Below are 13,693 nucleotides of genomic sequence, written 5' to 3'. Positions count from 1 at the left end.
GATCTTTTACCTTACGCTTGGGGTTGTTCTCAACCCTTTGGGTGATGGTGGCTTTGATAATTGTCGCCTTTACTGCATCAGCCCTTTATCGTGAAGCAAATGAACAAAGCTTTGAAGATTTGTTATCTGCCCATTTATACTCACTTATCGGTTTTGTAGATGTTTCGCCGCAAGGTGTTTTGCGTGGTAAGCCAGAGCTTGGCGATATAAGATATACCGATGCAAATTCGGGTTGGTTTTGGGAAGTAACAGCTGTTTCTTCTAATTTGCGTGGCAGGTTACAGTCCTATAGTAGTGGGGCTGGGCGTGTATTGTCACCTTCTGAAAGTGACGTGCCTTTTGATAGCCACTTTATGCGCTCTTACACTGCCAAAGGCTTTCAAGGGCAGGATGTATTGGTTGTAGAAGGCGATGTGCTACTTGATCAGGAAGATCGAGTGGCAAGGTTTCGCATCATTGGCAATCTTTATGAAGTTGAAAAACAATTTATAAAATTCCGTGATACAATGAGTTTTTATCTTGTTGGCCTTTGTATCGCCAGTATCATTATCAATGTTATTGTTATATTGCTTGGTCTTTCACCGCTCTTTAGGGTGCGTAAAACCTTAAAGGCTATTCGTACGGGTAAAGCAGATCGGCTTGATACAAATTTGCCGCTAGAAATTGCACCTCTTGCGCGTGAGATGAATGCGCTCATCGATAATAATCAACGTATTGTGGAGCGTTTTCGCACCCAAGTTGGTAATCTTGCTCATTCACTTAAGACCCCATTAGCTGTTTTAAGTAATGAATCAGAAAAAATTGGCGGTCAACAGGGTAAGATAATTCGGGAGCAAAGCTTGGCAATGCAAACACAGATTAGACATTATCTTGAACGAGCAAGAATTGCTGCTCAACGTGATAGTGTTGTTTATCGCACCGCCATTGTGCCTACGTTAGAGCCGATTATTCGAGTTATGCGTAAACTTAATCCCGATAAGAAAATTGAAAGTTATTTTCCAGAAGAGCAAATTATTTTTGCCGGTGAAAAAGAAGATATTGAAGAAATTATTGGTAATCTTTTGGAAAATGCTGCCAAATGGGCGATGGATTTTATAAAAATTGAAGTAGCTCCATTACATCGTGATGATAAATCCCAAAAAAGGTTTTTAATTTGCATTGAAGATGATGGACCAGGGCTAAAGGACGATGACGTCAATGAAGCTTTAAAGCGGGGTAGGCGGTTAGATGAAACTGTTCCGGGTACCGGATTGGGCTTGTCTATTGTCGTTGATACGGTGCGAGAATATGGTGGCGAACTTAAACTTGATCGCTCTCAATTGGGGGGCTTGCGTATTCGCATTTATTTACCAGTGGCCGAAGATTAATCTCTCTTTATTGAAGTATAAATTGACAAATTTTATGGGGGCTGCCTTGAAAAGGCTCCAGTCAAATGACAGGGAAAATTACGTCTAGATAGTGAGCACAGTCTTTCTCAATAGAACGTAATATAAATATTGTCCTATTATGCAGCCCTTGTTAACTCATAGTCAGGCAGATTGTATCGTTGCCGCAAAGTTTCGCCTGCAATGGGTGGTGTACGTAATCGGCGTTTTTCAAGGATGGGAATTACGGTTTTGCCAAACAGGTCCAGTTCGTCGGGCAATGTTGGAAAAATAACGTTAAAGCCATCGGCTCCTTCTTCATCAAACCATTTTTGCATGTCGTCAGCAATTTTATCAGGCGTGCCGATTGAAAGAAAATGACCGCGTGAACATAAAAAGCGAGCTTTGAATTCACGTAGGCTATAATTTTTTTGTCGTGCTTCTTTTAGCAAAAGCCTTGCGCGGTGCGAATTTTCTGGTTCATCTGCCTGATCTAGTAGAAATGTTGGTAACGGATCGTCAAGTTTATAGGAGGAGAGATCAATACCCAATATCTTGAATAGTTCATGCCAACCAAAATTTGCAGGTGCAAGGTCATTGAGTTTTGCAATTTTTTGCTCTGCCGCTTCGTAACTATCGCCAATAACCGGTACGATTCCTGGAAATACCAAAATTTTTTCTTTGCTTCGCCCTAATTGCAGTGCGCGTTGCTTTATATCCTTATAAAAGAATTTTGCATCATCGAGATCGGATTGTACTGTGAAGCATATGTCAGCATATTGACTGGCAAAATTTCGACCATGATCGGATATGCCCCCTTGCGTAAGTACAGGATGCCCTTGTGGGGGCGGAGGTACATTAAGTGGTCCGGAACTTCTTATGTAATGGCCGCGATAATTGGCTTTTTCAACTGCACCCTCACTATAGTAAATACCATTTTCTTTGTCGCCTATACGCGCATTTGGTTTCCAACTCGTCCAAAGGTGTGATGTGGCCTCAACCACGTCACGTGCTCTTGCGTAGCGCTCTTCATGAGGAGCAAGCACATCTCGTCCAAAATTTTTAGCCTCTAACAAAGTTGATGAAGTAACTATGTTCCAACCTGCTCGACCATTGCTAATATGATCAAGAGACGCAAATCTGCGGGCTATGTGATAAGGGTGATCATAGGTCGTGGACGAAGTACCGATAAGGCCGATTGACTGGGTGATAGAGGCAATAGCCGATAAGATAAGAATAGGATCGAGTGAACCGATAATTTCTGCCGGAGAATTATGATGAAGAGCCAGTACATCACCAAAAAACAAGGCATCAAAACCATAGGTTTCAGCGTTCTTGGCTAGATTTTCCCAATAATTTAGCTTGGTGACCGCGAGTGGGTCACTATTAGGTAGGCGCCATGCCGATATATGGCTGCCTAACCCATAAATCATTGTATTGATATGCAAACGTCTCATGGCTTTATCTATCTCGAATTATTAGTTTTAAAAATAATGAGGCATATTGTAAAATATTTCTTTTAGCGCTGGGGGGATCTTAAACGACATAGCTGCTAAAATACTAATGTTTTACTGTTACAAATTGCATCTATAAATGTTAATAATGGTTAGTGACAAGTTTGTCGGGGCATTCTCAATTCTATCAACATGCTAAAATGGCCGAATTATAAATGATTACCAGTAAAATTATTGGGAGCGGCAAATTAGCATTGCATAAAATGAATGATAATTGTCAAAACTTTACTTAGTAAAAAATAAAATTTTTAATTAAGTTATAGTTGTTTAGAATTCAAATTATGATGCTTGATAAAGTCAATTGTTAATTTTTTAGATGTAGTTTAAGCGGTTAAGGTATTGATCTGGCGTGAAAATAGGCTTTCTACAATTGATGGAGCGTTGAAACAGCAATATTACCCTTAAATCACTTTATTGAAATGCATTATTTGATTGATTTATCATATTTTTCACTCAAATCGCTTCACAGATTTTCAAAAATGCTCTAGATATTAAGTGTTTATATTTTTATGTAGCTAAATTTTAGTTACAGTGATTCATGGTATTGAAAATGAAAAAATCGGCCGTCCTTATAACAATGTTGTGTATTCCGTCACTTGTTGCGGGTTGTATCAAGCAACCACAGACCACAACTACAGCAACAGAAAACCTTATATATTCTGCAATGGGGACAGGACTTCTTGGTGATTCTATTTCAAGAATTCCTGCGAAACAGCGCAGCCTTGCTTTAGAGGCTGAATATAAGGCATTAGAATATACACGTTCTGGCAATACCATTAATTGGGCGACCAATGATGGAGTTGCATCAGGTACAGTAACGCCGGGTCAGCCTTATCGTGTTGGATCACAAAATTGCCGTCAATATAGCCATAGTTTTGTGATTCGCGGTGTGCCGCAAACTAATCGTGGTAGTGCATGCCGAAATGATGATGGTAGCTGGTCACCATTGACCTAATTTTCTATATCAATTGTTGTGTTGCTATTAAAGTGTTTTAGCGCTTTTTTACAGAAGCTTCATTCATTTGAAATATGCGTTTTTATGTCAAGAATTTTATTCTTGACATTTTATCACCATAAAATAGTAGCAAAATTTCAGCAAATGCGGCAGGCTTAATAATTATTAGCCTGTTTAGGTTATTTTAAGGCTATCCACTTATAAATTTGGTAGCTTTATTACATGGATGTCGAGAAATGAAAAAACAGGTAAATCGCCGGATGGTGTTGGGTTCAGCTTTAGGGTTGGGGCTTTTCGGTTTGGTAGGTAGTGCAACAGCGCAAAGGGCGTCTTCTTGGGGTGACCAGTTTGACACGCAAGCAGCTGGTGGGCAGCAGGTTGCCTCTAATATACCTGTTCTAAGTGGTGCCACTGTAAGTTACACACAAGTTGCCATTTCTCAATATGAGGCCATCGTTGCGCAAGGTGGTTGGCCTCACGTTCCAGCCGAGCAAGGCAAATTACAGCTGGGCATGAATCATCCTGCTGTAGAAATTATGCGTCAACGTTTGTTTATTTCTGGTGATTTAGCGCGTGAAGCTGGTTTGTCCGTAGCTTTTGATACTTATGTTGATGCCGCTGTACGTCGTTTTCAAGCGCGTCATGGTTTGCCTGCAGACGGTGTTGTCGGAGATATAACCTACCGCGCCATGAATGTTAGTGCTGATGCACGCTTGCAGCAATTACGCGTTAATCTTGATCGCTTGCAAAAAGAAGCAGAAAAAACAGCGCGTGAACAGCGCTTTGTTATGGTGAATATCCCTGCAGCGCAAATTGAAGCTGTTGAAGATGGTTCTGTTGCTCAGCGTTACACGGCAGTTGTTGGTAAGATAGATCGCCAAACGCCACTTCTTGATTCAAAAATTCATGAAGTGATTTTAAATCCAACTTGGACAGTTCCTGCGTCAATTATTAAAAAGGATATTATTCCTTTGATGCGCAAAAGTCCAAATTATCTAACCGATAATAATATCCATTTATTTAATGGTCAGGGGCAAGAGGTTTCCCCTCAATCGGTTAACTGGAATACCGATGAAGCAACGAGGTTGCGTTTCCGTCAGGATCCTGGCAAAATCAATGCGATGTCATCAACCAAAATTAATTTCCATAATACTCATTCGGTATATATGCATGATACACCGCAGCAAACCCTTTTCAATAATTTGATGCGCTTTGACTCTTCTGGTTGTATTCGTATTCATAATATTAGAGATTTTAACGTCTGGGTTTTGAAAAATACACCAGATTGGGATAGAACGCGTATGGAGCAGGTTATTGGCCAGCGTGTTAATACGCCTATTGCCGTTAAAGATCCAATTCCTTTGCACTTTGTATATATTTCAGCCTGGTCAACCGGTAATGGGGTAGTGCAGTTCCGCGGTGATATTTATCACATGGATGGCGCTAGTGAATTAGCATTTACTGAATCTTGAATCTAAAAACGTTTTATAAGGAGCCGCCATTGTTTGACAAGGGCGGCTTTTTTATCATTCAGTTATGTGTGATAAATGATTTTAAGTGTTTATTAGCGTGAATATTGTGCATCACTGACTGGTTCTAACCATTCAACGGTTTTGCCATTTTCAAGCTCTTGCACAGCAAAATGTGACATGGCTGTGTTTGGGGAGGCTCCATGCCAATGTCTTTCTCCAGGTTCAAACCACACAACATCACCGGGGCGCACTTCTTCAATCGGACCACCGTCTTTTTGTACAAGGCCAAGACCAAATGTAATAATAATCGCTTGGCCTTTTGGGTGGGTGTGCCAATTAGTACGGGCAGATGGTTCAAAAGTTACATGACCACATGTGACGTTGGCACCTTGATGCTCATCAATGACTGCATCAAGACGGGCGGTCCCAGTAAAATAATCAGGCGATAATTTAACCGATGATCGGGTGCCAGAGCGAATTATTTCCATGATATTAATCCCTTATAAAAAGTAAAAAGCATATTTTTTAAATTAAAAAAATGCTCATTTATAACGATAAATGAGAGTGCATCTAGCAGCCTAGGCTTGCGACATATCAATAACAAAACGATATTTCACGTCGCTTTTTAACATGCGTGCATAAGCGTTTTCTATTTGATTTGGTGCTATGAGTTCGATATCTGCGGTAATGTTATGCTTGCCGCAAAAGTCTAACATTTTTTGTGTTTCTGCAATGCCACCAATGGCCGATCCGGCGAAAGAGCGGCGATAGGGAATAAGGTTGAATACCTGTACGGGGAGGGGCTCAACCGGTGCTCCGACTTGTACTAATGTACCATCGACTTTAAGCAGATTAAAATATTGGTTGATGTCATGCTGCGCTGCAACGGTATCAATGATCAGATCAAGGCTTTTATCAGCTTTTGCCAAAGCTGCTGCGTCTCTAGTCAATACAATATTATCAGCGCCAAGACGATGTGCATCGTCAACTTTATTGACGGACGTTGTGAGCATGGTGACTTCAGCTCCCATGGCATGTGCGAGTTTAACCGCCATGTGACCAAGGCCACCAAGTCCCGCTACCCCTACTTTTGTTCCCTTGGTAACCTTCCAATGATGAAGGGGAGAAAAAGTGGTAATACCTGCGCAAAGAAGTGGTGCTGCCGCAGCAAGATCAAGATTATCAGGGATCGATAAAACAAAATTTTCATTTACGACAATGCGCTTGGAATAGCCACCAAAAGTATGACGATCAGGACCAGTTTCCGGATCTTGGCTGTTATAGGTTAATGTATTACCATTTTCACAATATTGTTCCAATCCTTGGTTGCAATAATCACAGTTTTGGCAAGAATTGACCATGCAACCAACACCAACACGTTGGCCGACTTTAAATTTGGTTACTTTACTGCCAATCCGGCGAACGGTACCAACGATTTCATGGCCAGGAACACAAGGATATTGGGTGCCAGCCCATTCACCACGTGCGGTATGCAAGTCTGAATGGCAAACACCGCAAAAAGCAATATCAATGTCAACGTCGAAAGCAAGGGGATCGCGACGTTCAAAACTAAAGGGCTGAAACGTGTCGTTAGCTGAGGATACGGCAAAGCCGTCACAAATAAACATTTAAAAGCTCCAATTTAAATATTAAAATTATTGTTTAAGATCATTCCAGTTAGATTGGGTTTAGATAAAAAAATTGCAAGTCTTTGTATTTATGTGCGGTTTTAATTATGGAAAATTTACATCGGCCTTTTTAAAATTGCTTTGTGCCGCATCACATATGACGTGTTAAAGGTTACGGTAAATTTATGAGGGATGGTTATGCTATAAATACAAATATCTTCATGGCTTAATTTTAAGGTATATAATTCTTTTCGATAATAGTTTATTTTCACTAATAGTTATGAGTGAAATTCATTAATGTGATGGCAAATTAAAAACGATATTAAATGATTTTTGTGTAATTCATGAGGCTACTTTTTTAAATAGATGGAAAGCAAAAAGCCATTTCCGGCGGTTGGAAATGGCTTTAAATTTGGCGTTTTTGCCGGAAAATATATAGTGTCGGCTTATCGGCTAATTAAAATTTTGCGCCTATATTAATAACAAAGCTGCGCCCTGATGTTGGAATAGCCCGCGACCCGCCCATATAGGATGTATAATTGGTTCTATCGGTAAGGTTATAAGCATTAGCACTAAAACGCCATTTTTCAGTTTCATAAGATGCCATTGCGTCAAGAGTAAAACTATGGGGAATGCGGCTTAGGCCATTGCTAGCAACTGGAACTGCATCGCGATAGGTCATTCCGCCACCGATCAGCAATTTGCCGTTCAAACTATTAAAATGCGGAGCAAGATCATAGGTTGTCCAAAGGGATGCGGCATTTTTTGCAGCGCCAGGAACGCTGTTGCCGATCACTGAACTTGTTGCGGAGTCGAGAATTTTACTTTGCAAATAGGTATAAGAAGTATAAACATCCCACTGTTCTGTAATTTTTCCTGTAAGACCTGCTTCAAAACCGCGTACCCGCTGTTTTTCGCCAGATCTTGTAACTGAGCCATCAGGATTATTATAAAGCGCGTTATTTTTCTCTACTTGAAATAATGCGCCAGTTAAACCAATGCGGCCATCGAGTAAGTCAATTTTACCGCCAAGTTCGAATAATTCACTTTTTTCCGGATCCCAATCAATGCGCGCAGCCGTAACTGGATTGAAATCAGAAGTGATATATTGTCCAAAAGGTAAGTTATTAGATACAGACCATGAAAAATAGTAAGTTTGTGCTTTTGTTGGTTCCCAAATAACGCTTGCTTTAGGGCTAATATAATCTGCTTTTGCCATCAGCGAATTTATTCCCGCCGCTGTGGTTACATCATAATTAATTTTTTGATAATCCCAACGTAAGCCTGCCATAATCGAGAATTGTTCATTAAGCCACATGCGGTCGCTTAAAAAAATTGCCACAGAACGTGAGTTTGAGTCCTTGTAATTATCAGGGTTTGGCACAAGGCTATAATAGCTAGAATCCATGTTTTCTGTCCAAAGCCTTGGTGCGCGTAAGCTTTTGGGAGATGTGTATCTATAACCTTGGCGTTGATCATCTTGATACATCATATCAAGACCAAATACGGCTTGGTGGCGGAATGCGCCAGTTTCAAATTTTGCAACAGCAGTTGAAATATTTTGTAACCCCCAGCTTTTTTGATCGTAAGTGACACCGCCACCACCGCCATAGGCCATAAGCGGATTTCCACCGCCGCCAAATAGGGCATTGGTACATTGAGCAGCAACCGCACAGCGAATAGGCGTTGCGCTAAAATAGCGTTTGAAATGAGTATAGCGTGTGTCATTTGTAAAGGTCAGCCACTCATTGATCTCATTGCGATAATTTGAAGTGACCATGTGAATCTCGGATTTATCACGATCGCTATTTTTTCCGTAAAAAATGTTTTTTGGCACACCATATTCAGTCACTGGGCGTGAAATGCCATTTGGATCAGCAACAAATGGAATACCATAATCGGGAAGGCGATCAGTTTTTTGGTAAAAGTAACCTAAATGCCATGTTTGATTTGTACCAAGTCCAAAACCTGCAGATGTCGCTAAGCCCCAACGGTTAGATGTAACATGATTGCGGTCAACAACATCTTGCCAATTGCCCATTACATTAAATCGGACAGCCGTTGTATCATTGATTTGCTGATTGTAATCGATTGTGGGACGATAAAGCGGACCGTTACCTGTTGAAAAATTTACCGCGCCAAAAGTACCTAAACGAGCGCGTTTTGACGTCGAGTTAACAGCTCCGCCTGTAGTTCCAACGCCAAAATTTTCGCCATTAGGGCCTTTAAATACCTGAACTTGTTCCATGTTGAAACTGTCGCGAACGTAAACGCCGATATCGCGTAATCCATCACTGTAAGTGTCGCCCGTTGCGTCAAAGCCTCTGATTCTAAAGCGGTCGCCATTCATGCCACCACCGCCTTCACCAATCGTTGTGGTGATACCGGGCACATTTTGCAACGCTTGTTCTAGTGTCATGACGTTTTGCTCAATCATGACATGCTCTGGTACAACATTAACAACTTGTGGAATGTCACGAATTGTTCCTGGTAAACGCGAGGAGCCAGATTGTGCTGCGTTAATATTAGAAATACTTGCATTGCCACTGATGGTTATTGTTTCCAAAGTGGAATTGTCACCATCATTACTTGCAACATTTGTTGTGTTGCTATTCGTTGAATTCTGAACTTGAGCGCTTACTGCATTTGGAAGTGTTGCCAAAGATGCAACAAGCCCTGCTTTGATTGCCATATTACTAATGATGCGGCCATTACTGGTGGCCGCCCTGTTATTTGAAAACTCCATAAAAATACCCTCATTTTAAATTTTTACCTCTTATTCTTGACTTTATTAGTCATGTTTTATCAAGATCGTTTGTATTAAAATGGTGCTAATTATTAAAAAAAATTTAAGTTGTGTTATTTAAGTAACGCATTAAAATTATTATAATTATACTTTAATTTATTGAAATATATTTTTAATTGTTAATATTATAAAGTATTGTTAGAATTGTAATAAATTTACTTTTTTGTATGATTAGTAATCAATTGGGGTTTGTTGATCTAAAAAAGTTGCTTGTTACCAATAGCGAGCAAGTCCTTTTTACGTATTTTTTAAAGCGTGTTAGAAAATTAGAAATAAAAGGTGAAAAAAGTAAAAATTAAAAGCATTGTGATTGGACATTTGATGACAATTGGTTTTTATAGGCTATGTTCTTTTGGTTTATTCTAATTCTAATAACTATTGGTGTCGTTTTTTTGCTGGTGTATGCACTTGGCCGCGATGCTATTTTATCAAAAAGCAAATCTGAAGATAATGCTCAAAGCGATATAGCTGTTTATAAGAGTCAGCTCATAGAAATCGATGAAGAAGAAGCTGATGGGCAAATTTCTCATGAAAATGCTAAAGAGGCGCGGCTAGAGCTTGCAAGGCGTATTCTTTCTAGCGAAAAAACGCCGATGAAAAATGGGCTAAATACGACCAATGGTTCAAAAGATCATGGTATGAAAATAATAGTTTTTATTGGTATTTTGTTTATTATAGCCGGCAGTTGGGGGATTTATTCGCTTTTGGGAAGCCCCGATATGCCTCAGCGACCTTTTGAAATCTTGATGTCTAAGGATGATTCAACCCTTGATCTTTCTGAAAAAATTGTAAAGAGCGAAGCTCTGTTAGCTCGTAATCCAGATCAAGGTGACCTACTTGATAAACTTGGTGATCTTTATTTAGAGACAGGGCGTTTTCGCGATGCTGCGAATATGTTTAATCGATCTCTCGGCGTGAATGGCGAAAGCTCAAAAAGGTTTTTAAGTTATGGCATTGCTCTCATGGGATTGGAAAACGGTGTTGTCAATAAGGATGCAGAAATTGCTTTACAACAGGCCGCCAAATTAAATCCAGAAAATCCGCAGCCTCAAATTTTCCTAGCACGTGGTCTCATTCAAAATGGTGAACAGCAACAAGCTATTGAATTGTTAGAAAAATTTGTAAATGATCATGGTAAGGGGCAGGCTTGGGTGGCTGATATGCAGCTGGTTATCGATCAGCTAAAGGGAATAGAGCCACAAGCTCCTACTAAATTGACAAAAGAGCAGCATGATTTTATTGCCGATAATGTTGGCAAACTCGAAGATAAACTACAAGAAAGCCCGCAGGATTTACAAGGTTGGTTGATGTTGATCAATGCTTATTTTCTTTTGGAGCAACCTGAAAAAGTTCGTTCTACTTATGAAAAAGCTCTACGTCTCTTATCTCCTGAAAATAGAGAAAAATTGATTAATACTCTACAAGATAAAGGCTTTTCTCCCTCGCATGCAAAAGAGGCACACTGACATGTCAATGAGTGCAAAATCCAATAGTTTTCAAATGCATTTAAAAAAAGCGCGCCGAAAACGCTATATGTTATTGTTTTTAGCGCTTTTTGTCATGGCTGCAGCAGTTGGTCTTGTGGTTTTTGCTTTAGGGGATACGGCAAGTTATTTTCGTATGCCATCAGAGATCACTGAAGAGGATATAGCCTCGCAAAGGCCATTACGACTTGGCGGTTTTGTTGAGAAGGGTAGCGTTGTTCGCGGTGAAGGTACGGAGGTATCTTTTAATGTAACTGATTTTGGCAAAGTAGAATATGTTAAGTTCAATGGTATTTTGCCTGATCTTTTTAGGGAAGATCAAGGTGTTATCGTTGAAGGTAACTTTAATGGTGATAAGGTATTTATAGCTAGCCGTGTTTTAGCCAAGCATGACGAAAAATATGTTCCCAAAGATGTAGCTGATCGGTTGAAGGCCCAAGGCCTTTGGGAGGAATATCAAAAACATGATAAATGAAATTGGTTTATTCCTTACAATTCTTGCCTTTTGTCTTAGCTTTTTTCAAACCTTCATTGTACCTATTGCGGTTTATCGCAATAATGTTGGACTTATGCTTGCCAACCGTTCGATTAGTATTATCGTATTCATTTTAATTGGCTTTGCTTTTTTATCACTAACTTATTCTTATGTAATTTCAGATTTTTCTGTTCTCAATGTTGTACAAAATTCTCATTCAGAAAAACCCTTATTATATAAAATTACCGGTGTTTGGGGAAATCATGAAGGATCAATGTTTCTTTGGGTGCTTATTCTTGCCTTTTTTAGTGCTTTGGTTGCAATTTTTGGCAAAAACTTACCGTTAAATCTTTCGACATTGACGTTATGCTGCCAAAGTGCAATTGCGAGTGCATTTTTAGCATTTATTCTGTTTACATCTAATCCATTCGCAAGAATTGATCCTCCTGCATTACAGGGTAATGACCTTAATCCTATTTTGCAGGATATTGGCTTGGCCTTGCATCCTCCAATGCTCTATCTTGGCTATGTTGGTTTTTCAGTCTGTTTTTCATTTGCGATTGCTGCACTTATAACCGGCCGAGTTGATGCGGCTTTTGGCCGGTGGGTGCGCCCTTGGGCACTTATTTCGTGGGTGTTTTTAACTGGTGGTATTACCATGGGGTCTTATTGGGCTTATTATGAGCTTGGTTGGGGCGGTTATTGGTTTTGGGATCCGGTGGAGAACGCATCTTTGATGCCATGGCTTGCGGGAACTGCCTTGCTACATTCGGCTATTGTGCTTGAAAAACGCGCAGCATTAAAAGTTTGGACTATTCTTCTGGCAATTATTGCATTTTCCTTATCTTTGCTTGGCACATTTTTAGTACGTTCAGGCATATTGACTTCTGTACATAGTTTTGCTGTCGATCCGAAACGCGGTATTGCTATTTTAGCCATTTTAGGTTTTTTCATTGGTGTTGCTTTATTATTATTTGCAATACGTGCACCAAATATCAAAAATAGTGGACTTTTTCAGCCAATATCCCGCGAAGGTGCTTTGGTTTTTAATAATGTTTTTTTAACCACTGCTAGCGCTACAGTTTTAATTGGCACACTTTATCCTTTAATCGCTGAAATGCTATGGGACCAAAAGATTTCAGTTGGCGCACCATTTTTCAATATGACCTTTGGGCCACTATTCATTCCCTTGTTGGTAGGTGTTCCATTTGGAACATTGCTTGCTTGGAAGCGTGGTGATCTTATGCTCGCAGCTGGCCGCCTTTCTATGTGTTTTATTTTGGCGCTTATTGCGATGATTGTTAGCTTTTACCTAAGTGGTTATAAAGAAATCTTATCATGTGTAGGGATAGGGCTTGGAGTTTTTGTCATCTTTGGTTCATTTGCTGAAGTTGTGCTGAAAAGTGGCAAATGGGGTACATCATTCAAAACGCGCATTGCGCGCCTTAAGGGCTTGCCTCGTGCGGATTGGGGGGCGGCATTCGCCCATATGGGATTAGGCGTAACGCTTTTCGGGATTGTTGCAGTTGCAACTTTTGGCCAAGAGCGTATCTTAACTATGAAGCCGGGTCAAAGTGTAGAAATTGCAGGGAAAACTATTCGTTTTGATGGATATCAGTCTTTAAATGGCGCGAATTATCAAGAAAATCGGATGCATTTTACCATGTTTAATCGCGATGCAGATAAATATATTGGTGAAGTAACCGCATCTAAAAGAACTTTTCCATCCCAAACCATGCAAACGACTGAAGCTGGCCTTTTATGGCGAGGATTATCACAATATTATATTGCACCAGGTAATTATGTCGAAGATAATGCCATGATTGTGCATATTTGGTCGAAGCCTAATGTGTTATTGATTTGGGGTGGTGGATTTTTAATGATGTTAGGGGGGCTTCTGTCTCTTTCAGATCGACGACTACGCATTGGTGCGCCTAAAGGGGCTAAAACTCGCCAAAAGCTTTCGACCGCTTTGCTTTTGGATAAAAAATAGGC

10 protein-coding genes are annotated in these 13,693 nt (G+C 40.1%); 6 read left to right on the top strand and 4 right to left on the bottom strand.

Annotated elements, in window-relative coordinates; all coding sequences use genetic code 11:
• Positions 1-44 precede the first annotated feature (44 nt).
• Positions 45-1,367, top strand: a complete 1,323-nt coding sequence (locus tag H3299_RS06800) for an ATP-binding protein (RefSeq protein WP_182419694.1) — start codon at positions 45-47, stop codon at positions 1,365-1,367.
• 137 nt (positions 1,368-1,504) lie between these two features.
• On the opposite strand, the gene H3299_RS06795 is transcribed toward H3299_RS06800, so the two are convergent.
• On the bottom strand, positions 1,505-2,821 hold the full coding sequence (locus H3299_RS06795; RefSeq protein WP_182419501.1) for an NtaA/DmoA family FMN-dependent monooxygenase: 1,317 nt from the start codon (positions 2,819-2,821) through the stop codon (positions 1,505-1,507).
• A 607-nt stretch (positions 2,822-3,428) separates the two neighbouring features.
• Here H3299_RS06795 and H3299_RS06790 point away from each other — a divergent pair.
• Positions 3,429-3,833, top strand: coding sequence for a hypothetical protein (locus H3299_RS06790; RefSeq protein ID WP_246708178.1), 405 nt, complete (start codon positions 3,429-3,431; stop codon positions 3,831-3,833).
• Between the two features lie 236 nt (positions 3,834-4,069).
• Entirely contained in the window at positions 4,070-5,305 is a 1,236-nt protein-coding gene (locus H3299_RS06785) for a murein L,D-transpeptidase (RefSeq protein ID WP_182419499.1), read from the top strand.
• 92 nt (positions 5,306-5,397) lie between these two features.
• On the opposite strand, the gene H3299_RS06780 is transcribed toward H3299_RS06785, so the two are convergent.
• The 3 genes from H3299_RS06780 to H3299_RS06770 all read right to left on the bottom strand — a co-directional run bounded on the left by H3299_RS06780 (position 5,398) and on the right by H3299_RS06770 (position 9,679).
• On the bottom strand, positions 5,398-5,793 hold the full coding sequence (locus H3299_RS06780) for a cupin domain-containing protein (protein WP_182419498.1): 396 nt from the start codon (positions 5,791-5,793) through the stop codon (positions 5,398-5,400).
• A gap of 90 nt (positions 5,794-5,883) precedes the next feature.
• Positions 5,884-6,933: an NAD(P)-dependent alcohol dehydrogenase gene (locus H3299_RS06775; protein WP_182419497.1), complete on the bottom strand. Its 1,050-nt coding sequence runs from the start codon at positions 6,931-6,933 to the stop codon at positions 5,884-5,886.
• 457 nt (positions 6,934-7,390) lie between these two features.
• Entirely contained in the window at positions 7,391-9,679 is a 2,289-nt protein-coding gene (locus H3299_RS06770) for a TonB-dependent siderophore receptor (RefSeq protein WP_182419496.1), read from the bottom strand.
• A gap of 404 nt (positions 9,680-10,083) precedes the next feature.
• Here H3299_RS06770 and ccmI point away from each other — a divergent pair, with 404 nt between their 5' ends.
• The 3 genes from ccmI to H3299_RS06755 are packed head-to-tail and all read left to right on the top strand — an operon-like array spanning position 10,084 to position 13,691.
• Positions 10,084-11,205, top strand: coding sequence for a c-type cytochrome biogenesis protein CcmI (gene ccmI / locus H3299_RS06765; RefSeq protein ID WP_182419495.1), 1,122 nt, complete (start codon positions 10,084-10,086; stop codon positions 11,203-11,205).
• Position 11,206: 1 nt separating this feature from the next.
• The gene (gene ccmE / locus H3299_RS06760) at positions 11,207-11,698 is read left to right on the top strand and encodes a cytochrome c maturation protein CcmE (protein WP_182419494.1); all 492 of its coding nucleotides are present in this window, start codon (positions 11,207-11,209) and stop codon (positions 11,696-11,698) included.
• The gene (locus tag H3299_RS06755; protein ID WP_182419493.1) at positions 11,688-13,691 is read left to right on the top strand and encodes a heme lyase CcmF/NrfE family subunit; all 2,004 of its coding nucleotides are present in this window, start codon (positions 11,688-11,690) and stop codon (positions 13,689-13,691) included. The genes ccmE and H3299_RS06755 overlap by 11 nt, the downstream gene beginning before the upstream one ends.
• Positions 13,692-13,693: the final 2 nt, after the last annotated feature.

The organism is Bartonella sp. HY038 (assembly GCF_014117425.1).
In the GTDB taxonomy this organism is placed as follows: Bacteria; Pseudomonadota; Alphaproteobacteria; order Rhizobiales; family Rhizobiaceae; genus HY038.
This window is presented reverse-complemented; position numbering and strand designations above follow the sequence as displayed.